A 24,913-nucleotide genomic window follows, 5' to 3' on the forward strand; every position below is an offset into this window, starting at 1 on the left:
TGCTCAATATTTTGGTTCTGTTTTGAAAAGAGGAATGCCAAGCAGTCATAAATAAGTGTATGGCAGCGTTAGTCATTCATCACTGTGGACGTGTGAATGCGGCCTCAGGCTTTTTCAATGTCATCTAATTAACAGGTACCTTCTGTAGATGTGATGGACAAGCTCAGGTTAGTGTTTTTTGTGTCACCAGGTTTTCTGAGTGCATGTGAGACGCGCTGTCTTTTGCAGCACACATCTTGAGGCCTGTCGCTGTTGCTTTTCCATAACTTGTCGCCTTCTATTGATCATATCAATAATGACGCCAAAAATCGACTCTTCGGAATCGATCGATCTCTACGTGTGTCCAACTGGCTTGGTAGGCTGATTTGAAGAGATTTCGGCGTGAGCTGGACTGTTTCAATACTGAATAGATAAAGTTTTTTAAAGTGGCAAGTTTTACAAGGATTTGACACTCCAACTTGGCTGGATTGATGCGTATTGCTTGCTTAAAAGTTGTGGGTTAGCTTTTTGTGTTTGCTGTCCCAAATCCCTAAACGTGGTCGCTTTAACGGAATGAGACTATGGCCACTCTCAGGATTCCAGAAAGTTGAAGATAAAAGCACTCCTAAGCTAAATGCCGGCTTGTAACCCGGTTTTTAGCTAAATAAGTTCATATCACGCAAAACTGCCTTACCGTGTCCGTTGTTAACGGCCATGGTAAGGCAGTTGTGGCGTTTCAGCAATCCCGGGAAGCTTTTTGGAGTTCTTGTTACTCGTCTTCCCGCGAGAACTTCAGAATCTTCGCGCGAGCGCGTTCCAACGCGCGTCGATGCCGATCAAGCATGGGCTTTTTGGACGGATATAGAATGGCCGCCTCAAATGCCTCATATTCCAAGGGTGACAAACTTTCCAGAAACTGTAAGAATTCGACGCGCATTAGCAGTCCGTCTTCAACTGAGCGAATTGCCAGTCGATCATGCAAGGACTCGAGTGACGTGTCATTGACCGGAATAGCGTTGGCGTCAATGCGGCGTTTATGGGCAAAGTGTTTGCGCAACACCGAGCGCAGGTGGGATTTTAAAACCATCCGATAGTAGGGGCCAAACTGTGAACCGCTGCTGCCGTCATAGCGAACAACGGCTTTAAGCATCGCAATCCGGGCCTCCTGCATCCAGTCGTCGTATGAAAAGTCTCTGAGATGGTAAGGTTTTAAAACCGTCAACACCAATGGCCGATACTGAGCGAACAGTTTGCCAAATGCTGCCGAATCGTTTACAGCTTCACGTATGAGTTCTATTTCTACTTGTTTCATATCGCCTCCTCCCTCCGATTAACTAGCAGTATTACCCTGTAATGACAAGATTATTCTACAATAAAACGTTTGCAATTGAATAGCGAACAATTGTTCAGTTATACCATTTAATCACTTGTATGCTCGCAAAAAGGAGAACTGATAGCACTTTTGAAAATACAAAATTAATAACATTATTTTCTTATTTTTTCGCGAAAAAATGAGAGCGTGCGTATTTAATGCCGAAGTGACAACTTTTTTAAATGAGATCCCGCAATTGAAGCTTCAACTAAATCCCACATTAACGATTGCCAAAATAAAATCGGTATGTGAGGACAGATCGTTTCTATTTTTCGTTTCAGGTGACAAGGATGATTGATTTCTGCAAAGACCTCAAAAAATCTCAGGTACGCGCCACCAGTCCCATGACTTTGTTTGTGGCGCCATCCTACGAGTCAGGTTATTTTACATATGGAGAAATCTGCGTTAAATTATAAAAGTCATTTTATAAGGAGGGTTCATATTATCGCTTCTAAAGGGAAAGATAATAAAATTGGTCTATTTCAATTAGTCATGCTGGCGCTTGGTTCGTTGATCGGTTCCGGCTGGCTTTTTGGATCATGGGAAGCAGCCGCAGTTGCCGGACCAGCTGCGATTTTTTCCTGGATCATTGGTGGCGTCATCATTGGGGTCATCGCTTATAACTATGTCGAACTGGGGACCATGTTTCCTGAGTCTGGCGGGATGAGCAAATTTGCCCAGTATTCACATGGTTCGCTGGTCGGTTTCATCGCATCATGGGCCAACTGGATTTCGTTGGTCACCTTGCTGCCGATCGAAGCTGTGGCGGCCGTGCAGTATATGGCGTCGTGGCCGTGGCAATGGGCGGGCTTTACTCGCGGCTTTTTAAAGGCAGGCAAGATAACGCCGGAGGGCTTGCTAGTCGTCTTTGCGTTTATTATTATTTTCACATTGCTTAATTACTGGTCAGTCACGCTGTTGACGCGGTTTACCAGCTTCATTTCGATTTTTAAAATCGGGGTGCCACTGCTGACGATTATTTTGCTGGCAATGTCGAGCTTCCATCCCGAAAATTATGGACACTCGTTTGCCAGCTTGATGCCATATGGGAGCGCACCGATTTTTGCGGCAACATCGGTATCAGGAATTATTTTCTCGTTTAATGCGTTCCAGACCGTGATCAATATGGGCAGCGATGTTAAACGCCCGCAGAAAAACATCGGACGCGGCATCGGCATCTCGCTGTTAATCAGCGGGGTGATCTATATTTTGCTGCAAAGTGTCTTCATTACGACGATCTCGCCGAACATGTTGGCAACGCACGGGTGGAAAGGATTGAATCTCAATTCACCATTTGCTGATCTGGCCACTTTATTAGGAATTCACTGGTTATCCGTTTTACTTTATATGGATGCCTTTGTGTCGCCATTTGGTACCGGCGTCTCGTTTGTCGCTTCATCAGGGCGCGCACTTCAGGCCATGGTCGGGAACAACCATATTCCTAAATTCATCGGTAAAATTGACGAAAAATACGGAACGCCGCGAGTCGCAATGGTAGTCAATGCAGTCTTGAGTATGGTCATGGTCTCGATTTTCCCGTCTTGGGGAACACTGGCAAGCGTCATTTCGACGGCCACGCTGATCGCTTATCTGACTGGTCCGGTTACGGGTATCTCATTACGCGACATGGCACCTGACTTTAAGCGACCGGTTAAGTCAGCCAGATTGCGTTTCATGGCACCCTTGGCGTTTGTGTTAACTTCACTGGCAGCATATTGGGCGAAGTGGCCAACGACAGTGGAAGTCATCGGCGTCATCTTCTTAGGCATTCCACTGTATTTATTTTATGAATGGCGTTCGGGCTGGCGTTCGACATGGCAACAGCTGAAAGCGTCCGCGTGGATGATCGGCTACCTGATCTTCCTGTCGGTCATTTCCTTAATTGGCAGTCGTGAGTTTAATGGTTTAAACTGGATTCACTATCCCATGGACTTTGTGGTGATTGTGATAGGCGCGATTGTTTTCTACTTCTGGGGAATCAACAGCCACATTTTTTCCAAGTATTTCCGCAGAGCACGGCGGGTCAATGCCAAAGTTAAAATGCCGCCATCTGATGACAGCACCCATGCCGAGCAGACGGCTAAAAGATGATTGCTTTGTTGGCTATTATTAAAAATGTTATGGATAGCGAATGGAGAAGATAGTTTATAAAAGGCTTGGCTTCAACAATGCTTACAAAACGACTGGGAAAAAACTTACGACTTTTGCCTGATGAGGTTAATTTGACGGCAAGGTAAGATAATTCTAAAGGTTTGTGAGAAAATTGCATTTAGCTAAGCCTATCTTTATACTTATACTAAACAAATGACGTCTGGAGGGGATCAGGTGAATATCGGGATTTTTACAGATAGCTACTTTCCGCAAGTCAGCGGTGTCGCGACGTCCATCAAGACCTTGAAGGACGATCTAGAACGCAAAGGTCATCAGGTTTATATTTTTACGACCACTGACCCACATGTGCCGGATGATGCTGTCGAGCCCAACTTATTCCGTTTTACGAGTGTGCCATTCGTGTCCTTTACCGATCGGCGAATTGCGGTGCGCGGATTGTTCCATGCTTATGCCGTGGCTAAGGAACTGAACCTGGATATTGTCCACACACAAACCGAGTTTTCAATGGGTTACATCGGCAAATTTGTGGCAAAGCAACTTAAGATTCCAACCATCCATACTTATCACACGATGTATGAAGATTACCTGCACTATGTTTTAAATGGCCATCTGCTAAAGCCTTATCATGTGAAGCAATTTACGCGCGCCTTTCTTTATCATGTCAGTGGCGTGATTGCGCCGTCTGAACGGGTTTACGACACGTTACGGCGCTATGGTGTTAAAACGCAGATTAAGATCATACCGACCGGAGTTGACTTAACCCAATTTGCCGAGCAAAAAGATCCGCATCTTCGTGAAAAGCTGGGCCTAGCTGATGTACCGGTCTTGATCTCACTCAGTCGGGTTGCTTATGAGAAGCGGATCGACAAGGTGATCAGTGCGATGCCGGCCATTTTGGCGCAGATTCCTAACGCCGTGCTTTTAATTGTTGGTGACGGTCCAGCGCGAGAAGATCTGGAGACACAGGCCGCCGAGTTAGAAATTGCCGATCATGTGCGATTCACCGGTGAAATCAATCATGATGATGTGGGTGATTATTACCGGGTTGGCGATGTTTTTGTGTCGGCAAGTGATTCGGAGTCCCAGGGGTTAACCTACATTGAAGCCATGGCGGCAGATCGAAAAGTGGTGGCTTTGTCAGGCGATTACACCGATCATTTACTTGATGATCCGGCACTTGGAACCACTTTTTCAACGGAAGCGGAAATGGTTCATCAAGTTGTGAATTATCTGCGTCATCCTAACGCTTATGATGACCCTAAACCGCGTGCTGAAAAACTAGCTGCCATTTCTGCGGATCGTTTCGGGGATCGCGTGCTTGATTTCTATCGTGATGTTATCAGTCATTATTCGCCTAAAGAAGCTGATGAATCTGCGCCATGGACCGATGAAAGTACGAGTAAACGGACCATGAAAGGCTAACTATGATCGTTATTAACATGTTTTCGTCCGCTAATAAAGTGGCGGGGCAAGGCGTGGGGGCAGTTTACACAGAATTAATGGGGCTGCTCAAGCATGACTTTGCCAATGAGTTTCAAATCAATGTGAATCGTTATACGCGCAGTGACATTAGCCATTATCATACAATTGATCCTAAGTTTTACGCCTCAACTTTTTCCAAAAAACGAGGTCGAAAAATCGGATTTGTTCATTTTGTTCCCAGCACGTTGGATGCCAGCTTAAAGTTGCCGCGAGTTGCGCGGTGGACGCTTGATAAATATACGCTTGCCTTTTATAAGCGGATGGATGAATTGGTCGTGGTCAATCCCAATTTCATTCCGAAATTGGAAGCTTATGGGATCAGTCCCGAAAAAGTGACGTATATTCCGAATTTTGTTTCGCAACGGACGTTTCATCCAGTGTCGGCCGAAAAAAGGCAGGCATTGCGCCATGCGAATGGGTTTAAGCCCGATGACTTTGTGATCTTTGGTGCCGGTCAGGTGCAAGATCGGAAAGGCGTCGGTGATGTTATCAAATTGGCCCAAAGGAATCCTGACTTTCGGTTTGTATGGGCTGGCGGATTTTCATTTGGCCGGATCACTGAAGGCTATGAACGGCTTAAGCAGGCAGTAGCAAATGCGCCGGCAAACCTGGACTTTACCGGCATTATGCCGCGGGAAACCATGATTGATTACTATAACATGGCGGACCTGTTTCTTTTGCCGTCTTTTGAAGAGCTGTTTCCGATGTCGGTGCTTGAAGCTTTTGCAACCGGTACGCCGGTTATGGTACGTGATCTTGAGCTTTACCAGCAGATCATCACCCCTTATGCCATTACCGCGGCTGATGTCGATGATATGCAGGCGCGGATTCGAGCCTTGGCGGATGATCGGGAGTTGTTGGCAACTTATGCGACTAAAAGTCATCAGGCAGCGCAGGTTTATGCGGAAAGCCGCCTTGAAAAGATCTGGCACGATTTCTACGTAAAGCAAGCCGCGTTAGGGAAGCAATAGCCGAGGAATTATATGACACGGAAGAACAAACTGGCCGTCCTAATCATGGTTCTGATTGGCGCCGGCATTTTTATTTACGAAGCGCGTGATTTGAATGGCGCCAAGCTGGTGCACGAGTTATTATCACTTGATCTCAAGTGGTTGCTGGTGGCCTTTTTGCTCATGTTCGGCTCATGGATCGTCGAAACGTTTGTCGTCCAGATTTTTATCAAGAACGGGACGGACACATTGAATTTTAAGACGGCGCTGCGAGTGCCACTGGTCGAGCAGCTGTTCAACGCAATTACGCCAATGGCTTCCGGGGGTCAACCGGCTCAGCTGTTTGCGTTGATGCAAAGCGGCGTTGAGGCGGGTCGCGCGAGCTCGGTGCTTTTGATGAAGTTTGTCGTCTATCAATTTATGGTCCTGATCAATTTCATTTTAACGTTGGTCATCGGTTTTGATCAGGTTTCCAGACATTTCGGCGCGCTGGCTTTATTTATTGTGTTTGGCTTTGTCATTCATGTCATCATGATTGTCGGTTTGTTGATGGTGATGTACTATTACAAATTTACCAACCGGCTGGTCAGACTCATCATGGTGCCGGTTGGCTGGTTTGTGAAGCCGGAAAGAAAACTGGCGATGCAGACCGATCTTGATCATAAAATCGATACGTTTTATGCGGAAAGCCTGCATTTAAAGCGGGAAAAAGTGCGCGTGATCAAGGCCTGTTTACTGACGTTGGTGCAGCTGTTGCTTTATTATGCAGTGCCGTATTTTGTTCTTCTGGCACTCGGGGTTAATCACGTCAGCATTGTTGAGGTGATTGTTCTGCACGTCATGATCGTTATGATCGTCAGCCTGTTCCCGATTCCTGGCGGTGCTGGCGGTGCGGAATACAGCTTTAAGACGCTGTTTGCGACGTATGTTGCCTCGCCATCCAAGTTGGTGTTAGGGATGTTATTGTGGCGTTTTTTAACTTATTATCTCGGCATGATTTGCGGCATCATTGCGATGGCCTTACCACCCAAGAAATCGGATAAGGTTTCCTGAGCATCAGGTCTTGCGCTACGGTTTGTGCGTAAAGATTCAGACAAATTAAAAGTGACGTTAGAGACATGAATCAAGATTGTCTCTAACGTCACTTTTTTAGGTGCTGTGTTCAGTCAGTACATTTTTGGCAGCAATCAGTCAGTGCGGCTGGCGATGAAAGCACGCAGCCGTTTGACCGCTTCTTTAAGGTCGTCCATTGAGGCGGCATAACTGATCCGGATGTAGCCTTCACCACCCGGGCCGAATGCAGTTCCGGAAATCAGGGCCAGTTTCTGTTCATTGGCTAACGCTTGGGTAAATTCACGCGAATGCATATGAAGCCGTTCAGGAATTTTGGCAAAAAGGTAAAAAGCACCATCAGGGCGGGCTACTTCAAAGCCCATTTGAATAAGGGCAGCATAAACAAAATCGCGCCGTTTGATATAGGCCGCCTTCATGATCTGGGCATCGTCTGCCCCCTTAGTCAGAGCTTCGATGCCGGCACGTTGCGCAATGGTAGTTGCGGCAGTAACGAGATACTGGTGCACCTTTTTGGCTTCAGCGATTAAGTGACGCGGACCCATCAGGAAACCGATGCGCCAGCCGGTCATGGCGTGGGATTTAGATAAGCCGTTGACGACGAATGTCCGATCGTAAGCGTAACGCCCCATTGAAATATGGGTAGCGTCATAAGTTAACTCAGAATAAATTTCGTCACAAATAATATAAAGGTCGTGTGCTTCGGCAATCGAGGCGATGGCCTTAACTTCGGCAGCGTGGTAGGTCACGCCCGTGGGATTGCTAGGGTAATTCAGGATGATACCCTTAATTTTGGCATCAGGGTTGGCAGCAATGGTGGCCTCGATGAGCTCCGGCGTCAATACAAAATCAGTTTTGCTGGTGTCGATATAAATCGGGGTCACATGATTCAAAGTCAAAAGCGGAATGTAGCCGGGGTAAATGGGGGAGGGAACCAGGATTGCATCACCTGGATCGCTAATCGTGGTAATTGCTGTTGCTAAGGCTTCGGTCGCCCCCACGGTCACCAGGATTTCATCCGCGGCATCATAATCCGTTCCATACTTAGTTTTGAAAAAATGCTGGGCCGCTGCCCGTAATTCAGGATCACCGACCATGCCGGTGTAATGGGAATAGTTTTCCTGAATGGCCGCGATACCCGCCTGTTTAACGTGTTCTGGTGTGTTAAAATCAGGCTCACCCAAGGTCAATTTCAAAATGCCGGGAATTTTACTGACACTTTCATCAAATTGCCGGATTTCACTGACCTCAATCGCCGGTAATTGTTCATTTAGTGGCTGCAATGTCATACGCGCGCTCCTTATATGTAGGTTGCAAATAGCATAGTCCATTTACCCGTCGTCGCGCAACGTTATCAAAGCGGATAAAACTGCAATTTGAAGTGATATTTCTCCCACAGAGGCGGCGGTTTATGCTAAGCTATTTCTTGAAATAGGAAAATTAGGAGGCCATTTTATGAAACAATCACAGCTCGTGGCCATCATCAAACGCCTCGAAGCCATGCAGACAGGCGACGGCGAGACACAGTCACGCCGCTTCGAAAAAAATGGTGATGAAAAGGGCCTCGTGACATACGATCCCAAGACCGAAACTTATGAACTTGAAGAACTTGGAACGCACCAGACTTTCCAGTTTGACAACATCGATCTTGCGGCCATGGAAATCTATGATCTGATGGATTTTGATGAAGACGAGGACACTAATGATACTAACGACAGCGACCAGGCTTAAGTCTGAGTGCTGAACGAGGCGGACTTGAAAGGGTTGGCCTCTTTTTTATGTGAGCGTGAGCAGGAGCGCTTAGAAATCGGAGTGTAAGTGGCCTCAAGCCTAAATGGCTGGGTTTTGCCATTTAGGCTTGAGGCCACTTACACTCCGATTTCTGCGACTGCGAACGCGTTATAGAAAGCGAAAATCAATTAGCTTTTTGCCTCTAATAGAACAATCCCCAGTAAGAAATCATTGACCACTGCGACCAAGGTCCTTACAATGCAGACTTCTGTGCCGGTGAACAGCTCTATGGAAAGCAGAGCTTCGCATGACACGCACCGTAAATAATACAACACTCGTTCTCCACGATATCCGGACGTCCCATTTTAAGGCTTCTTTAAGATTGCCCATAATTAAGCTTTAATCAACGGTGAACATTTGTCTTTTGAGAAACAAGCGGTTATCCTAGCGAATGTGCTATACTTTTGACATTAAACAATGACTTGGAGGCTCCAAATGAACCAGATCGGCACTAAACTTCGAGGTTTTTTCAATACAAGACTCGGCTTTTTGGCCCTTGCCATTGTCTTATTCTGGGCAAAGACGTACTGGGCATATCAAGCCAAATTTAACTTGGGAATCACCGGCAGCTTTCAACATCTGATTTTGGCGATTAATCCCATCCCGACAACGCTTTTTCTTTTTGGCATTGCTTTATATATGTCCGGACGAAAATCGTATGTCACGATGCTGGTGATTGATGCATTGACGTCTGTTTGGCTTTTTGCCAATGTGCTTTATTATCGGGAATTCTCAGACTTCTTGACGTTTGCGTTGATCAAAGGATCGGGAGCAGTTTCCAATAACTTAAACAAAGGGATCATGGGGATTGTTCAACCAACGGATTTCCTGGTTTTTGTTGACGTTGTGGTTTTGATTTTGTTGCTGGCGTTTAAAGTGATTCGCATGGATATTCGCCCGATCAAAAAACGGTTTGCTCTCGGTGTTTCGTTGCTGGCGGTATTGATGTTTGGCGCCAACTTGGCGATGGCCTACAGCGATCGTTCTGGTTTGCTGACCCGGACTTTTGATAACAACTATATCGTCAAGTATCTCGGCCTGAATGCTTACACGGTTGTCGATGGGGTTAAGACAGCTAAAAACAGCGCCACCAAAGCTAATGCCGATTCGAGCGATGTTAAGTCAGTACTGAATTACTTAAACAAAAATCGCGTTGCCCCAAATGCGGAATACACGGGTGTGGCAAAAGGTAAAAATGTTTTCATCATCCACCTGGAGAGCCTGCAGCAGTTTATGATCGACTTCAAATGGGATGACCAGGAAGTCACGCCAAACTTGAATAAGCTGTATCACGAATCTGACACTTTATCGTTTGATAACTTCTTTAATCAAGTTGGCCAAGGTAAAACCGCGGATGCCGAAATGATGATGGAGAACTCATTATTTGGCTTACCTGAAGGCGCAGCTATGGTGACAGATGGCACGACCAACACATTCCAGGCAGCTCCGGCTATTTTGGATCAGCATGGCTACACGACTGCTTCATTCCACGGGGATGTACCAAGCTTTTGGAATCGCGATAATACGTATAAGTCTTGGGGGTATGATTACTTCTTCTCGAAGAATTACTTCTCAAGCGGTAAGAATTATGACGTGGGCTATGGTCTGAAAGACAAGATCTTCCTTAAAGATTCGGCTCAATACATTGAACAGCTACCTCAGCCGTTTTATGCCAAAATGATCACGGTTACCAACCATTATCCGTATACTCTAGATAAGGCCAACCAAACGATCAGTAAAACCGATACAGGCGATGACACGGTAGACGGGTATGTGCAGACGGCGCGCTATCTTGACGAAGCCATGGGTGAATTTTTCAATTGGTTAAAAGAAACCGGGTTGTATGATAAGTCGATGATTGTGCTCTACGGCGACCATTATGGGATTTCTAACAACCATAAGAAGGCGATGGCTAAGTTAACCAACATCCCCGGCTTTAATGACTATAACAACGCTATGTATCAACGGGTGCCGTTTATGATTCACATGCCAGGGCTAAAAGGTGGCATTAATCACACGTACGGTGGAGAAATTGATGCCTTACCAACGATTTTGAATCTGCTTGGGGTCAAGGACAACAACACCGTTCAGTTTGGCTCCGATTTGCTGTCGCCCAACCATCCACAAACAGTTGCATTCAGAAACGGGGATTTTGTGACGCCTGACTTTACCAAGGTGGGAAGTCAGTACTTTAACACCAGCACTGGCAAGAAGATCAGCAAACTATCAGCCAGTCAGAAAAAGACAGTTGATGCGGCTACCAACCGCGTGACGACTGAACTTTCCTTGTCAGATCGCGTGATTAACGGCGACCTTCTCCGATTCTATACGCCAAGCGGCTTTAAAAAAGTCGATCGCAGTGACTTTTCGTATAAGTTAACCGATACGAAGAAGAAGCTCAAAGCTGCCCAAAAAGACGGTACGAGTCTGAAGGCGCAAAATAAGGGTAAGTCTACGGTGGATGAATACAAAACCGATGCACCTGAGCTTAAAAGTAGTAGTGATGACGATAGCAGCGATGACTCAAAGTAGTCATGATGATTATGGTTTAGCAGTGCCCACTGAGGCGCTGCTTTTTTCAATTGATAGCCTGTCTTCGTAGGGCGCTTTGTAATGTGTAAAGGTGACATTATGACCAAAGCCCTTGGCCAAATTAGATGTATCAGGGTTGTCGCTGAGGGTTAATCCGTTTTGGTGTACACAAATTCATGCGTGAGTCTTAAGTATCTAGTACTGAGAAATTCTAAACTTTTGTAAGTAAAGGTTGTGCTACATTAGAAAAAGGCGTACAATTTTACTAGATGATAATGTTTATAAATTAGGAGGTTGGCGATGAATCAGGCAGTTTATAACAAGACAATTAACTTGCTCAAAGCAAAGCAGATTCGGGTCACACCACAGCGTGAAGCGATCATTTCATACATGATCGACAGCACTGCACATCCGACAGCCGAGATGATTTATGCAAAGCTTTCACCGCAATTTCCGCATATGAGTGTTGCCACGGTGTATAACAATTTGCGTCTGTTGGTGGACCTTAATCTAGTTGAAGAAATGTCTTCCAATGATGCGGCAACACATTTTGATTTTCCAATTGAACCGCACTACCATGCGATCTGCACAAATTGTGGTAAGATTTTTGACTTTACCTACCCAGGAGTGACAGACGTTGAAGCCGTTGCTGCCAAAGAAACCGGATTTAAGGTGAGCGGTCATCACCTTGAAGTCTACGGTATTTGTCCTGATTGCCAGGTTAAATTGGGTATGAAGCCAGCAAAGCAGCATACAAAGTGAACAATAATTTGCGTCGAAAAAGTTAAGTTATTTCAGTTTATGCGGCAATCAGGCCTAGCCTGATTGCCGCATTTTTTGATTTTGCAAGAAAAGTTGTGAGTGGATACTTTTCCTTTGTGACAAGCATTTTACGACCATGATTCATGCAGATATTTTGAGGAAAATGCTTGCGCGCCGACGAGGTTACTGGTATTATATTATTGCTGTCAAAAACCGAACTTTCTTTTTAGAAAGTGATAGAAGGCGCTTCATAATCTTGTTGTGAAGCTGATTAATAAAAAGTGTTGACACTCGTTTGTTGGCATGATAATCTATCAAAGTTGTCTTTTGGCAAGATCGTCCTTTGAAAACTGAACAAAGTTTCGTTTAAATGTGCAGGGTCCTTGATACTTCGGTATCGAGGCAAAAAGTAACATTTGCGAAGTCAATTCGCTAGAACAACAAATCGAGCTATTCGAACAGCTCATATTTATATGAGAGTTTGATCCTGGCTCAGGATGAACGCTGGCGGCGTGCCTAATACATGCAAGTCGAACGAGTTTTGGTCGATGAACGGTGCTTGCACTGAGATTCGACTTAAAACGAGTGGCGGACGGGTGAGTAACACGTGGGTAACCTGCCCTTAAGTGGGGGATAACATTTGGAAACAGATGCTAATACCGCATAAATCCAAGAACCGCATGGTTCTTGGCTGAAAGATGGCGCAAGCTATCGCTTTTGGATGGACCCGCGGCGTATTAGCTAGTTGGTGAGGTAACGGCTCACCAAGGCGATGATACGTAGCCGAACTGAGAGGTTGATCGGCCACATTGGGACTGAGACACGGCCCAAACTCCTACGGGAGGCAGCAGTAGGGAATCTTCCACAATGGACGCAAGTCTGATGGAGCAACGCCGCGTGAGTGAAGAAGGCTTTCGGGTCGTAAAACTCTGTTGTTGGAGAAGAATGGTCGGCAGAGTAACTGTTGTCGGCGTGACGGTATCCAACCAGAAAGCCACGGCTAACTACGTGCCAGCAGCCGCGGTAATACGTAGGTGGCAAGCGTTATCCGGATTTATTGGGCGTAAAGCGAGCGCAGGCGGTTTTTTAAGTCTGATGTGAAAGCCCTCGGCTTAACCGAGGAAGCGCATCGGAAACTGGGAAACTTGAGTGCAGAAGAGGACAGTGGAACTCCATGTGTAGCGGTGAAATGCGTAGATATATGGAAGAACACCAGTGGCGAAGGCGGCTGTCTGGTCTGTAACTGACGCTGAGGCTCGAAAGCATGGGTAGCGAACAGGATTAGATACCCTGGTAGTCCATGCCGTAAACGATGAATGCTAGGTGTTGGAGGGTTTCCGCCCTTCAGTGCCGCAGCTAACGCATTAAGCATTCCGCCTGGGGAGTACGACCGCAAGGTTGAAACTCAAAGGAATTGACGGGGGCCCGCACAAGCGGTGGAGCATGTGGTTTAATTCGAAGCAACGCGAAGAACCTTACCAGGTCTTGACATCTTTTGATCACCTGAGAGATCAGGTTTCCCCTTCGGGGGCAAAATGACAGGTGGTGCATGGTTGTCGTCAGCTCGTGTCGTGAGATGTTGGGTTAAGTCCCGCAACGAGCGCAACCCTTATGACTAGTTGCCAGCATTGAGTTGGGCACTCTAGTAAGACTGCCGGTGACAAACCGGAGGAAGGTGGGGATGACGTCAAATCATCATGCCCCTTATGACCTGGGCTACACACGTGCTACAATGGATGGTACAACGAGTTGCGAGACCGCGAGGTCAAGCTAATCTCTTAAAGCCATTCTCAGTTCGGACTGTAGGCTGCAACTCGCCTACACGAAGTCGGAATCGCTAGTAATCGCGGATCAGCACGCCGCGGTGAATACGTTCCCGGGCCTTGTACACACCGCCCGTCACACCATGAGAGTTTGTAACACCCGAAGCCGGTGGCGTAACCCTTTTAGGGAGCGAGCCGTCTAAGGTGGGACAAATGATTAGGGTGAAGTCGTAACAAGGTAGCCGTAGGAGAACCTGCGGCTGGATCACCTCCTTTCTAAGGAAACAGACTTTAAGTCTGACGGAAACCTGCACACACGAAACTTTGTTTAGTTTTGAGGGGACGACCCTCAAGCACCCTAGCGGGTGCGACTTTGTTCTTTGAAAACTGGATATCATTGTTGTAAATGTTTTAAATTGCCGAGAACACAGCGTATTTGTATGAGTTTCTAATTTAGAAATTCGCATCGCATAACCGCTGACGCAAGTCAGTACAGGTTAAGTTACAAAGGGCGCACGGTGGATGCCTTGGCACTAGGAGCCGATGAAGGACGGAACTAATACCGATATGCTTCGGGGAGCTATAAGTAAGCTTTGATCCGGAGATTTCCGAATGGGGGAACCCAGTACACATCAGTGTATTGCCTGCAAGTGAATTCATAGCTTGTCGGCGGCAGACGCGGGGAACTGAAACATCTCAGTACCCGCAGGAAGAGAAAGAAAACTCGATTCCCATAGTAGCGGCGAGCGAAGTGGGAAGAGCCCAAACCGAGAAGCTTGCTTCTCGGGGTTGTAGGACTGGACATTGGAGTTACCAAAGTTCGACGTAGTCGAAGTCAGCTGGAAAGCTGCGCCATAGAAGGTGAAAGCCCTGTAAACGAAACGGCGGACCCTCCGTCCAGGATCCTGAGTACGGCGGAACACGTGAAATTCCGTCGGAATCCGGGAGGACCATCTCCCAAGGCTAAATACTCCCTAGTGACCGATAGTGAACCAGTACCGTGAGGGAAAGGTGAAAAGCACCCCGGAAGGGGAGTGAAACAGTTCCTGAAACCGTGTGCCTACAATTAGTCAAAGCCCGTTAAGGGGTAATGGCGTGCCTTTTGTAGAATGAACCGGCGAGTTACGTTTGCCTGCGAGGTTAAGATGAAAAGTCGGAGCCGGAGCGAAAGCGAGTCTGAACAGGGCGAATGAGTAGGCAGATGTAGACCCGAAACCAAGTGACCTACCCATGACCAGGTTGAAGGTGTGGTGAAACACACTGGAGGACCGAACCCATGTATGTTGAAAAATGCTGGGATGAGTTGTGGGTAGCGGTGAAATTCCAAACGAACTTGGAGATAGCTGGTTCTCTCCGAAATAGCTTTAGGGTTAGCCTCGGAGGATGGATCATGGAGGTAGAGCACTGTTTGAACTAGGGGCCCATCAAGGGTTACTGAATTCAGATAAACTCCGAATACCATCGATCTTACTCCGGGAGTCAGACAGTGAGCGATAAGGTCCATTGTCGAAAGGGGAACAGCCCAGATCACCAGTTAAGGTCCCTAAATTTATGCTAAGTGGAAAAGGATGTGGCGTTGCACAGACAACTAGGATGTTGGCTCAGAAGCAGCCACCATTTAAAGAGTGCGTAATAGCTCACTAGTCGAGTGGCACTGCGCCGAAAATATACCGGGGCTAAGCATAATACCGAAACTGTGGGTGCACCCGTCAGGGTGCGCGGTAGGAGAGCGTTCTAAGGGCGTTGAAGGTCGATCGTGAGGACGGCTGGAGCGCTTAGAAGTGAGAATGCCGGCATGAGTAGCGAAAGATCAGTGAGAATCTGATCCACCGTATGACTAAGGTTTCCTGGGGAAGGCTCGTCCTCCCAGGGTTAGTCGGGATCTAAGGCGAGGCCGCAAGGCGTAGTCGATGACAAGCAGGTTGAGATTCCTGCACTAGTTTATTTTGTTTAAGCGATGGAGGGACGCAGGAGGCTAAGGAAAGCGCACGGCTGGAAAAGTGCGTCCAAGCCGCAAGTCTGGTGGCGAGTGAAATGCTTGCGACCATAAGGACAAGCGGTGATGGGGAGCGAAATTAAAGTAGCGAAGTTCCTGATGTCACACTGCCAAGAAAAGCTTCTAGTGAGAAATAAACTACCCGTACCGCAAACCGACACAGGTAGTCGAGGAGAGTATCCTCAGGTGAGCGAGCGAACTCTCGTTAAGGAACTCGGCAAAATGACCCCGTAACTTCGGAAGAAGGGGTGCTGACCGCAAGGTCAGCCGCAGTGAATAGGCCCAAACAACTGTTTATCAAAAACACAGGTCTCTGCTAAATCGAAAGATGATGTATAGGGGCTGACGCCTGCCCGGTGCTGGAAGGTTAAGAGGATGAGTTAGCGCAAGCGAAGCCCAGAATTGAAGCCCCAGTAAACGGCGGCCGTAACTATAACGGTCCTAAGGTAGCGAAATTCCTTGTCGGGTAAGTTCCGACCCGCACGAAAGGCGTAATGATTTGGGCACTGTCTCAACGAGAGACTCGGTGAAATTATAGTACCCGTGAAGATGCGGGTTACCCGCGACAGGACGGAAAGACCCCATGGAGCTTTACTGTAGCTTGATATTGAGTGTTGGTACCGCTTGTACAGGATAGGTAGGAGCCGTAGAGATCGGAACGCTAGTTTCGATGGAGGCGTTGGTGGGATACTACCCTAGCTGTATGAACACTCTAACCCGCGCCACTGATCGTGACGGGAGACAGTGTCAGGTAGGCAGTTTGACTGGGGCGGTCGCCTCCTAAAATGTAACGGAGGCGCCCAAAGGTTCCCTCAGAATGGTTGGAAATCATTCGCAGAGTGTAAAGGTAGAAGGGAGCTTGACTGCGAGACTGACAAGTCGAGCAGGGACGAAAGTCGGGCTTAGTGATCCGGTGGTTCCGTATGGAAGGGCCATCGCTCAACGGATAAAAGCTACCCTGGGGATAACAGGCTTATCTCCCCCAAGAGTCCACATCGACGGGGAGGTTTGGCACCTCGATGTCGGCTCATCGCATCCTGGGGCTGTAGTCGGTCCCAAGGGTTGGGCTGTTCGCCCATTAAAGCGGTACGCGAGCTGGGTTCAGAACGTCGTGAGACAGTTCGGTCCCTATCCGTCGCGGGCGCAGGAAATTTGAGAGGAGCTGTCCTTAGTACGAGAGGACCGGGATGGACGTTCCGCTGGTGTACCAGTTGTGCCGCCAGGCGCATCGCTGGGTAGCTATGAACGGAAGGGATAAACGCTGAAAGCATCTAAGTGTGAAGCCCCCCTCGAGATGAGATTTCCCATTCCTATATGGAAGTAAGACCCCTGAGAGATGATCAGGTAGATAGGCTGGAAGTGGAAGTGCAGCGATGCATGGAGCGGACCAGTACTAATCGGTCGAGGACTTAACCAAGTAGAGCGTGAGCAGGAGCGCTTAGAAACCGGAGCATAAGCGGGCCTGAGTTCGTTGGCCGGGTTTTGGCCAATGGATTCAGGGTTCTTATGTGGAGGTTTCTGCGACTGCGAACGCGTTTCGATGAAATACACTGGTTCCCGACAACACAAAAACAACAATGATAGCCAGTTTTGAGAGCGCAAAGTTCTCATAAGTGTGGTGGCGATAGCAAGAAGGATACACCTGTTCCCATGCCGAACACAGAAGTTAAGCTTCTTCACGCCGAGAGTAGTTGGTGGGAAACTGCCTGCGAGGGTAGGAAGCTGCCACGCTGTTTATTCCGGTTTAGCTCAGTTGGTAGAGCACCTGACTGTTAATCAGGTTGTCGTCAGTTCGAGCCTGACAACCGGAGTTTTTTATGGAGAGTTGTCCGAGAGGCTGAAGGAGCATGGTTGGAAACCATGTATACGGGTTTTACCTGTATCAAGGGTTCGAATCCCTTACTCTCCGTTTTTATGCTTCTAGATGCTTTCTATAGCTTCCCAGAATGCTGGTATAAAGGCATTCTGGGATTTTTGTTTCCTTTTATTTTCGGTTGTTTTTTCCCTCCGGTGCACAAAATGTGCACAAGCTAAAGTCTTGAAAGTGCTTGTAGCGTCTGGGATACCTGCTCTTTTCTTTGATCTTCAAGAAGATGAGCGTAGACTTTTTGAGTGATCATTGTATTGGCATGCCCAAGTCTTTTTGAAATATAGTTAATGTCAACGTGATTGGCAATCAAATAGGAAACGTGAGTGTGTCTAAGCCCATGGAAAGTAATCGCGGGGGAAATGTCGAGAGTCTTCTCGATCGTCCTTAGATCCTTATTAATTGCCGTGCTCGATAGCATGTTATGCCGTATGCTGCGAAATAATAGTTGTTTGCTATCACGATATCCCTGAGCAAGGTAGACCTCTTGCTGTTCTTTCTTGAGACGTAAAAGCAAGTCTGCAAGTTCTCTCGTGATGTCGATGTCACGTACACTTGATTTGTTCTTAGTAGCAGCAAAGCCGCTGCCATATCTGTGATCCCACGTTTTTGTAATGTGCACAACGCGCTTTTTAAGATCAACACGATCCCACGTGAGCCCAAGAACTTCAGAATACCTAGCTCCGGTCAGTGCCCCGGTTGCGATGATGTAGTAAGCAATATGCTCGTAGTCTGCAAATTCTAGGCAGTAATTGACGAGCTTGCGCAAATCCTTTACTTGCAAATATTTGATGATTCCTGCTTGGCCTTCATTACCAGTGAGGACGACGTTATGAGTGAAGTTAGTATATATTATTTGGTCATCGACGGCAGAATCAGCCATTGAGCGAACATAGCCATTCAATTTGCTGACTGTATCTTTAGCCCTTTTTTTGCCAAACTCATTGATAAACCCCTGCCAGTCTGATTTTGAAATTGATTTTAGTTCACGGCTTTCGCCCCAGTAGGCTAATAACTGTTTACGAATTGTTTTATACCGGGCTTCGGTGATACGAGAATGCTTACCAGATTTGTACAGCTCAATCCATTTGTCCCAGTAGTCGATTAACGTTATCTTGTTAAGATCCAAATTTGCACCGCGATTATGCTGACGTTCGACTTCGATTGCCGCTATATCAGCAGCTTTTTTTGAGGGGAAGCCACCTTTGTTGACATACTTGCGTGTTCCATCATTATCCTTGTACGAGACACGATATTGCCATTTTTTGCCACGTTTACTAATGCTGGCCATCATTTACACCTCCTTGTGCTACAATAAAGACGGGTGCTATTGCACCTAATCATGCAATCACGTTCTGTTAGGCGTCTACCCATTCACTTTGGTCGGTTGGGTAGGCGCTTTTTAGGCAAAATAAAAACCCACACGAATGTGGGTTCCAACAAAGAGTAGGGTGCATTTCTGCACAATCCATGAATGGCCGAATCTCCTTATTTGACAGAAGTATTACTTCTTAACCACATTCTAGCATATAGTATTGCTTAAGTCACGGTAGTTTTAGTCTTATTACGTCTGATTTTTCAAGGCCCTTCTCAACATCATTATGTCCGTGAATATAGTGATTCCACTTTGCATTAGCTAAAACGTCACAGAGCTGTATTCGCCTGTCAAAATTGGAGTCCATAAATTTTACGCTTATTTTAGCATTTGAGGTAATGTATGACGGAGAATAGTACTGGGCGTGAAGGTGATTTGATAAATAGTTGGGAAAGTCATCATATGAAATCATTTTGGTTTTTGGCTGATCATCTATGTATACGTTTATTGTTTCTGATGTATACCCACATTGTCGAAAATCTACAATACACTTTTCGACAAATCGACGAAGAAGATAGTTCTTATGAAGCTGCTTTTCTTCCTTTGTGCTCAGCGGTTTTTCTAGAGATTTTAGATATTCAGAAACAAACACAGGATGAAAAGATCCTTCGCTATCTGAAACGATTTCGCTCAGTAGAATTCGCTCTTTTCGATGCTTCATCGTCGAAGCTTTTTTCTCACCATTTTTACAACTGGGGAAAAGCCTAATTAATTCTCTGCCAAAATTTGCTGAAATATTTTCAGACTGATCAGAGGTACACCAAAAACCTCCATATACAAAATAGTCAGGACTAGCATCACTTTTACAAAGGGTGCCAGATTCGTCTATATAAATTGATAGTTGTGTCTCATCCATGTGTTATGTCTCCATATCATTTTATATTAATATTTTTTGTATCCAGCCAACACTCAGTTAAACTGCTCGACATTTTGATCATCGTCTTGGTCACTAGCGCAAGCGGTTGTTGCACCAGCCAACAAAACAATGAGTAAGATGGCAACTATCTTTTTTAGCATGATGACTCACATCCTTTACTTGGTATGCGATACAAGCCCCACTCTCCGGCTTGCACGGGGATGCTGCTTGCGTGGGGGAAAGGACTAATCACCATAGTCGTCGGGAGCAGTTCCGGCGTCATCAATCTTCTTGGCCAAAGCCAATGGAACTGTGATTTTGCCACCCATGGTAGATTTGTAAGTGGTGGTACCCAAGCTTTCAGCATAGAAGGTGATCTTGTCATTTTCTAGAATGCGAGAGCCGTTCATAATATCTGGATCATAACCGACCATGATTACATTGTCATAATTACCATCAACTGCAACACGCAAATCAGTTTCATCGTCACCCTCAACGACTTGAATAACTTCGCCCGTTAAAGTGATGTTCTTGCCCTTGTAGTCGTCTGGAGTCCGTGCTAACTGTTCATAAGTGATCCCAGTGTTGTAGTCAGCTGCGTTGAATGTTTCTGTGCTTGATGATTCTTCATCATCAGAGTCATCGCTATCAGTGTCTTCGTAACTGTCATCATCATCTTGTGACGATTTTGCCTTTGACGATTCAGCCTTCGAAGACGAACTAGATGCAGCTGACCTGTTGCTTTCTCCCGAATAGGTGCCAATCCAAAAAAAGATTGCAATAAATGCTATCGCCGACAACGCGGTAATAATAAGGTTCCGTTTTAGTTTTCTCGAATCCTTTCGTTGAACTATAGACAATGTGCCAAATACTGCAGCCAATAGGAGCGATCCCAAAAAGGCAATTAAGATAAGTAGTTTCATTATTCCCCTCCAAAAAATCCAGCTTTTAACGTCGATCAGGGTTTGGACGTAAGATTATTTAAATGCGTATGACCCGACAACTTTGCCGATCACATCAATATTGTCGGTTTCGTCCGCGTAGAAGTCTGGGTAGATACGTTCGCCCGTTTTTTCGTCCACATCATCATTCAATGAACGAAGACACAAACGGTTCTCTTCAAAAATCAGCTTCTTAATAAATGTCATACCATTAATATCAACTACCGCGATCATTCCGTTCGTAACGTCTTGCGTTTTCTGAACAAATACGAACTCACCATCATCATAGGTAGGGTGCATACTGTCGCCGACAACCTTAAAACAGTAATCGTAGTGAGCTGGAATAGCGCTGTCCGGAATCTTAACTGTATCCATTGGCTCATCGCGATCATCATTAAAGGCACCATAGCCAGCGGCCACAATACCATCAACCTCAACATTGAACTCTGGTTCATCGAGATTACGTTCTACACGCGCTTCATCTAAGCTGACAACGTTGTCGGGGTTCTGCTGTTCATTGAGCTGCTTTTCAGCATAAGTGTAGACTTTCTGCTGACGTTCAGGGTGGAGCTTACTATATATAGGGAGAATGTCATTTGTTTTGGTCATAATGTTGCTATTGACTGAATTGTCAATAATTTGGTCATTTTCAGACCATGATTCGTGTATAAAAGCATTGGGATCGACTCCAAAAAAATTGGTTATCAATCGTACATAGAACATTTGTGGATCAGCTTTGCCGTTTTCCCAGCGAGATATCATGCTCTTGCTAATTTTAGCTTTATTGTTTGGATCATGTTTAGCTGTCCAGTCATTTAGCTTATCTGCAAGCTCCTGCTGAGACATTTTTTTTAATAGCCTAAGATTGTGTAGCCTCTTGCCAAATAGGGCTTCTGTCATGATTGCACATTCCTCCTTTAGGAACATGGTAACACGATTGTTCCTAAAATGGAACTCTTTTTGTTGACTGAAAGCATGAACTGGGCTAAGATATATTTGTTCCTTGATAGGAACGGAAACTATAAAGGGAGGTTAAGCCATGAATAATCCTGGATACAGAGATTTGAAAGGGTGGTTAGTTGCGCGGGGAATTTCGCAAAATAAAGTTGCTAGTTTTCTTGGTACTACTCCAAATTATGTAAACAAAAAGCTCAATGGAACTGGTCCTGATTTTCGTTTGTCAGAAGCACGCAAGCTTCATACGGGCTTTGGGGTACCAATGGCATATTTTTTTGAAGTTGATGTTCCTTTTTCGGAACGAAAGGAGACTGTTTAAATGAATGAACTAATTAAGACCATCACACGTGATGATGGAACGATCGCGGTAAGCGGCCGCGAGCTACACGATTTCTTGGAAGTAGATACGCCATATACACAGTGGTTTGACCGCATGATTGACTATGGATTTACGGAAAACACTGACTTTAAAGGTTTATCACAAAAAAGTGAAAAACCTATTGGTGGTCGTCCACGGATTGATCACGTCATGACGCTCGACATGGCAAAGGAAGTTGCAATGATTCAGCGAACCGATCGAGGCAAGCAAGCGCGTCAATATTTTATCGAAATTGATAAGCAGGCACATCACGATATGACCGGTCTAAGTCCAGCGACACGGGCGGCTGTTGCAGCTACGCAAGCGCTAGCCGCACAAGAGCGACGCTTGAATCGAGTTGATGCAAAAGTAAATGCCATCAGTGACATCGTAAGTATTTCCACAATGGACTGGCGCCGAGCAACTCGGGACATCATTACTAAGATCGCACATATGAGAGGAGACGATTATCAAGCCACACGGAAAGATATCTACAAAGATGTCGAACAACGAGGCGGATACAGCTTGAGTACACGGCTTACCAACCTACGCAACCGAATGGCTGGGGAAGGCCAATCTTTATCCAAGCGAAATAAGACTAACAAAGTTGATGTGATCGGCAATGACAAGCGGCTCATTGAGATCTACATGGCGGTTGTTAAGGACCACGCCATCAAGTATCGCGTCTGGGACAACGAGTATTAAAGGAGATGTCAGTATGAAAAATGTTTCAAATAGCACCAAAGCACCTGATTTAGGCATGGCGTCTTTTGATCTTTATACAGTAAAGGAACTTTTAGAAGCTCTTCGTGATCAGTTCGACACTATGGAAGGCTCTGTAGTTTCATATCGAAACAATCGTACCGAAAAAAATGCTGCAATCTTGGCATACGGTACGAATCGATCATTTTATACATGGATGGCACTCCTGAGGCCAATTCAAGAATACGTTGAAAGCAGCCTGGCAACAATTGATGAGGTAAACAAATGATTAAAACACCTGAAGCTAAGCTATTTGATCTTCGGCTTGCTGCTTATGAGCGAATTTCATCGATGGTGATGATTGAGCTTTCAACTAACACAAGTCCACTGCACCGCATGCAGGTAGCCCAATGGTCACTTCCAAAGCTCGTGTACTACGGGATAAAAGCCTATGCATTTTATGACCGTACGGCTGAGTTTGATGATCAGCAAGACCGATTTTTACAAATGGAGGAAGTGCTAACCAGTGTTGGAGGATTAACGCCACGCGAGTTCATGGGCATTTTCCCAATAGAGAAAACTTATGACGGCAAGAAGTACGGATGCAAAGACTATTTCAGTACCATGTTGGATTCGATTAATGCTAACGGAATTGATAAGCCAATTGCTGAACCCTTCAAATTTTTGATGGAGTACTGGAACGATGACATCACCGATTTCATGGTCAATATGATGATGACCATGTCACGAATTAACCGTGAAAAAACAGGAAAAGGACTGTTTGAACAGTTCATGGACGAAAACAGGTTATAGGGCCAAGGAGGATATCTAAATGAACGGACGCACACAGGAAAAACTAGAAAATGCCGTTACAGAATTTGTTGTTGCTCAACTGAAGAACAAAGAAAAAAGCCCCGAGATGGTGGCAGCCATCGCGGAGCTCATCGGATCACTTAGCAAGAACTAAATACAGTATATCGGCGCCATTAGCTTGGAGCGAATCAGCATGGCCAACAAATGAATAGGTAAGTTTATTTTCCAAGTAAATATTGGAAAAGTCTTCAGCTTTAACAACGATTTTATCCATTCCTAGGCAAACCACTGATTCAAAGTCTGGGATTTCTTCCGTGTTGCCATCGCGGAAATGAACAGTTAGATCCATATCAATCACCTCCTTTCCGGTTTCATTATCCGTCAGGAGGCGATCACAGGAAAGGAGGAAATGCCATGCCGTTGTTGCAGGTTGTTGAAGATGATCAGATTTCAAGCAAAAAGTATTTAGCGGTCAATGAAGAAGAACTGGCAAAGATGATCGAGGAGAACCAAGAGCTAAAGCGCAAGCTAGCAGCACGAGGCATGTGGACGCTCACCACCGCAACAAGCTATGTCGAAGGACATAACAACACGTGGGTAGTTAACAATATCTTGAACGTCCCACGCTTCCACAAGTTCTTGCAAGATACCGTGGTTTCATATCCACCGCCTGGCAAAAAGGGGTATCTGTTTCATCCGAAACCATGGCTCGAGTTCTTAGACAAATGGTTCCCAGAGATTTCAAGGTCACTTAGAGAGAAGGACAAATAATGATTGGTTATTTACTAATTGCTGGTGGCTTCGGCGTGATCATTGGTCACTGCTTAGGTCACAGCGGAAATTGGAGGCAGTGGATTGAATGAAGCAGAACGTACCATTGGTGATCTTCTTAAAGAGCATAACAAATTGACGTTAGACATTATGCGTGGCAACCACACACCAATTGCAAAGATGCTGCTTGCCGAGAACGAGAAGCTACGTGCACGACTAGCAAAACTAAGGGGATGACGTGATGACCAATGAGGAATACGAACGAATTCTAGCCGAAGCGAACCGTCAGATCGCGGCATATCACAAAGTTGCTACCGACTATGGGCCGAACAACACAGACCCTCACCAAACGTATGCGATGGGTCAAGAAGATGGCGCACACGCGATCCTATTTATTATCAAGCAAGCCATGAAAAAAGCCGCTGGCGTCCAGACCAACGACTGATAGAAAGGAAAATGTTAT

The 24,913-nt window shown here is 46.0% G+C and carries 22 protein-coding genes, 2 tRNA genes and 3 rRNA genes; 20 read left to right on the plus strand and 7 right to left on the minus strand.

The features are described 5' to 3' along the window. Positions 1–748 precede the first annotated feature (748 nt). On the minus strand, positions 749–1,291 hold the full coding sequence (locus LBCZ_RS03590; RefSeq protein WP_010493845.1) for a sigma-70 family RNA polymerase sigma factor: 543 nt from the start codon (positions 1,289–1,291) through the stop codon (positions 749–751). Between the two features lie 450 nt (positions 1,292–1,741). On the opposite strand from LBCZ_RS03590, the gene LBCZ_RS03595 reads away from it, so the two are divergent. The 4 genes from LBCZ_RS03595 (at position 1,742) to LBCZ_RS03610 (ending at position 6,948) form a co-directional block, all read left to right on the plus strand. Beyond that, positions 1,742–3,442: an APC family permease gene (locus tag LBCZ_RS03595; protein ID WP_080769584.1), complete on the plus strand. Its 1,701-nt coding sequence runs from the start codon at positions 1,742–1,744 to the stop codon at positions 3,440–3,442. A 234-nt stretch (positions 3,443–3,676) separates the two neighbouring features. Then, positions 3,677–4,885 carry a glycosyltransferase family 4 protein gene (locus LBCZ_RS03600; RefSeq protein WP_025013780.1) on the plus strand — a complete coding sequence of 403 codons (1,209 nt, stop codon included), beginning with the start codon at positions 3,677–3,679 and terminating at the stop codon, positions 4,883–4,885. Between the two features lie 2 nt (positions 4,886–4,887). After that, positions 4,888–5,916, plus strand: a complete 1,029-nt coding sequence (locus LBCZ_RS03605) for a glycosyltransferase family 4 protein (RefSeq protein WP_025013779.1) — start codon at positions 4,888–4,890, stop codon at positions 5,914–5,916. Between the two features lie 12 nt (positions 5,917–5,928). Then, the gene (locus tag LBCZ_RS03610; RefSeq protein WP_025013778.1) at positions 5,929–6,948 is read left to right on the plus strand and encodes a lysylphosphatidylglycerol synthase transmembrane domain-containing protein; all 1,020 of its coding nucleotides are present in this window, start codon (positions 5,929–5,931) and stop codon (positions 6,946–6,948) included. A 134-nt stretch (positions 6,949–7,082) separates the two neighbouring features. Here the strand turns inward: LBCZ_RS03610 and LBCZ_RS03615 are convergent, their stop codons facing one another. Then, entirely contained in the window at positions 7,083–8,255 is a 1,173-nt protein-coding gene (locus LBCZ_RS03615; protein WP_025013777.1) for a pyridoxal phosphate-dependent aminotransferase, read from the minus strand. 166 nt (positions 8,256–8,421) lie between these two features. Here LBCZ_RS03615 and LBCZ_RS03620 point away from each other — a divergent pair, with 166 nt between their 5' ends. The 8 genes from LBCZ_RS03620 to LBCZ_RS03655 all read left to right on the plus strand — a co-directional run bounded on the left by LBCZ_RS03620 (position 8,422) and on the right by LBCZ_RS03655 (position 17,719). After that, a complete protein-coding gene (locus LBCZ_RS03620; protein WP_010493839.1) occupies positions 8,422–8,697 on the plus strand; it encodes a YkuJ family protein in 276 nt (91 codons plus the stop codon). Positions 8,698–9,192: 495 nt separating this feature from the next. Further along, positions 9,193–11,289 (plus strand): LTA synthase family protein, encoded by a 2,097-nt coding sequence (locus LBCZ_RS03625; protein ID WP_039638771.1) that lies wholly within the window; start codon positions 9,193–9,195, stop codon positions 11,287–11,289. 300 nt (positions 11,290–11,589) lie between these two features. Beyond that, a complete protein-coding gene (locus LBCZ_RS03630; protein ID WP_025013988.1) occupies positions 11,590–12,051 on the plus strand; it encodes a Fur family transcriptional regulator in 462 nt (153 codons plus the stop codon). Between the two features lie 469 nt (positions 12,052–12,520). After that, a 16S ribosomal RNA gene (locus LBCZ_RS03635) occupies positions 12,521–14,090 on the plus strand. A gap of 219 nt (positions 14,091–14,309) precedes the next feature. Continuing rightward, positions 14,310–17,227: ribosomal RNA gene (locus LBCZ_RS03640) — 23S ribosomal RNA — on the plus strand. Positions 17,228–17,424: 197 nt separating this feature from the next. Further along, a 5S ribosomal RNA gene (gene rrf, locus LBCZ_RS03645) occupies positions 17,425–17,541 on the plus strand. Together the 16S, 23S and 5S rRNA genes with 2 tRNA genes alongside form the textbook arrangement of a ribosomal RNA operon. Before the next feature lie 7 nt (positions 17,542–17,548). Continuing rightward, positions 17,549–17,621: transfer RNA gene (locus tag LBCZ_RS03650), tRNA-Asn, on the plus strand. Positions 17,622–17,629: 8 nt separating this feature from the next. Then, positions 17,630–17,719, plus strand: a tRNA-Ser gene (locus LBCZ_RS03655). 121 nt (positions 17,720–17,840) lie between these two features. Here LBCZ_RS03655 and LBCZ_RS03660 read toward each other — a convergent pair. The 4 genes from LBCZ_RS03660 to LBCZ_RS03675 all read right to left on the minus strand — a co-directional run bounded on the left by LBCZ_RS03660 (position 17,841) and on the right by LBCZ_RS03675 (position 21,749). Continuing rightward, positions 17,841–18,968, minus strand: coding sequence for a site-specific integrase (locus LBCZ_RS03660; RefSeq protein WP_025013656.1), 1,128 nt, complete (start codon positions 18,966–18,968; stop codon positions 17,841–17,843). 253 nt (positions 18,969–19,221) lie between these two features. After that, positions 19,222–19,908: a DUF3800 domain-containing protein gene (locus tag LBCZ_RS03665; RefSeq protein ID WP_025013657.1), complete on the minus strand. Its 687-nt coding sequence runs from the start codon at positions 19,906–19,908 to the stop codon at positions 19,222–19,224. Positions 19,909–20,153: 245 nt separating this feature from the next. Further along, positions 20,154–20,831 (minus strand): tcdA-E operon negative regulator, encoded by a 678-nt coding sequence (locus tag LBCZ_RS03670; protein ID WP_032959024.1) that lies wholly within the window; start codon positions 20,829–20,831, stop codon positions 20,154–20,156. A gap of 54 nt (positions 20,832–20,885) precedes the next feature. After that, positions 20,886–21,749: an XRE family transcriptional regulator gene (locus LBCZ_RS03675; RefSeq protein ID WP_025013659.1), complete on the minus strand. Its 864-nt coding sequence runs from the start codon at positions 21,747–21,749 to the stop codon at positions 20,886–20,888. Positions 21,750–21,888: 139 nt separating this feature from the next. On the opposite strand from LBCZ_RS03675, the gene LBCZ_RS03680 reads away from it, so the two are divergent. From LBCZ_RS03680 to LBCZ_RS16560, 5 genes are read left to right on the plus strand one after another with little or no spacing between them, the layout of a single operon-like run. Then, positions 21,889–22,125, plus strand: a complete 237-nt coding sequence (locus LBCZ_RS03680) for a helix-turn-helix domain-containing protein (protein WP_003575669.1) — start codon at positions 21,889–21,891, stop codon at positions 22,123–22,125. Beyond that, positions 22,126–22,869 carry an antA/AntB antirepressor family protein gene (locus LBCZ_RS03685; RefSeq protein ID WP_025013660.1) on the plus strand — a complete coding sequence of 248 codons (744 nt, stop codon included), beginning with the start codon at positions 22,126–22,128 and terminating at the stop codon, positions 22,867–22,869. A gap of 13 nt (positions 22,870–22,882) precedes the next feature. Then, the gene (locus LBCZ_RS03690; RefSeq protein WP_025013661.1) at positions 22,883–23,155 is read left to right on the plus strand and encodes a hypothetical protein; all 273 of its coding nucleotides are present in this window, start codon (positions 22,883–22,885) and stop codon (positions 23,153–23,155) included. Beyond that, positions 23,152–23,679: a hypothetical protein gene (locus LBCZ_RS03695; RefSeq protein WP_025013662.1), complete on the plus strand. Its 528-nt coding sequence runs from the start codon at positions 23,152–23,154 to the stop codon at positions 23,677–23,679. The genes LBCZ_RS03690 and LBCZ_RS03695 overlap by 4 nt, the downstream gene beginning before the upstream one ends. A gap of 19 nt (positions 23,680–23,698) precedes the next feature. Next, a complete protein-coding gene (locus tag LBCZ_RS16560; RefSeq protein ID WP_263853178.1) occupies positions 23,699–23,833 on the plus strand; it encodes a hypothetical protein in 135 nt (44 codons plus the stop codon). Here the strand turns inward: LBCZ_RS16560 and LBCZ_RS03700 are convergent. Further along, positions 23,816–24,028 carry a hypothetical protein gene (locus LBCZ_RS03700; RefSeq protein ID WP_025013663.1) on the minus strand — a complete coding sequence of 71 codons (213 nt, stop codon included), beginning with the start codon at positions 24,026–24,028 and terminating at the stop codon, positions 23,816–23,818. The genes LBCZ_RS16560 and LBCZ_RS03700 overlap by 18 nt on opposite strands. Positions 24,029–24,093: 65 nt before the next feature. On the opposite strand from LBCZ_RS03700, the gene LBCZ_RS03705 reads away from it, so the two are divergent. The 3 genes from LBCZ_RS03705 (at position 24,094) to LBCZ_RS03710 (ending at position 24,895) form a co-directional block, all read left to right on the plus strand. Then, positions 24,094–24,450 carry a DUF771 domain-containing protein gene (locus tag LBCZ_RS03705; RefSeq protein WP_025013664.1) on the plus strand — a complete coding sequence of 119 codons (357 nt, stop codon included), beginning with the start codon at positions 24,094–24,096 and terminating at the stop codon, positions 24,448–24,450. Positions 24,451–24,534: 84 nt separating this feature from the next. Next, positions 24,535–24,687, plus strand: coding sequence for a hypothetical protein (locus tag LBCZ_RS16055; RefSeq protein WP_016375940.1), 153 nt, complete (start codon positions 24,535–24,537; stop codon positions 24,685–24,687). A 4-nt stretch (positions 24,688–24,691) separates the two neighbouring features. After that, positions 24,692–24,895 (plus strand): hypothetical protein, encoded by a 204-nt coding sequence (locus LBCZ_RS03710; protein ID WP_025013665.1) that lies wholly within the window; start codon positions 24,692–24,694, stop codon positions 24,893–24,895. Positions 24,896–24,913 lie beyond the last annotated feature (18 nt).

It is taken from the genome of Lacticaseibacillus casei DSM 20011 = JCM 1134 = ATCC 393, assembly GCF_000829055.1.
GTDB lineage: Bacteria > Bacillota > Bacilli > Lactobacillales > Lactobacillaceae > Lacticaseibacillus > Lacticaseibacillus casei.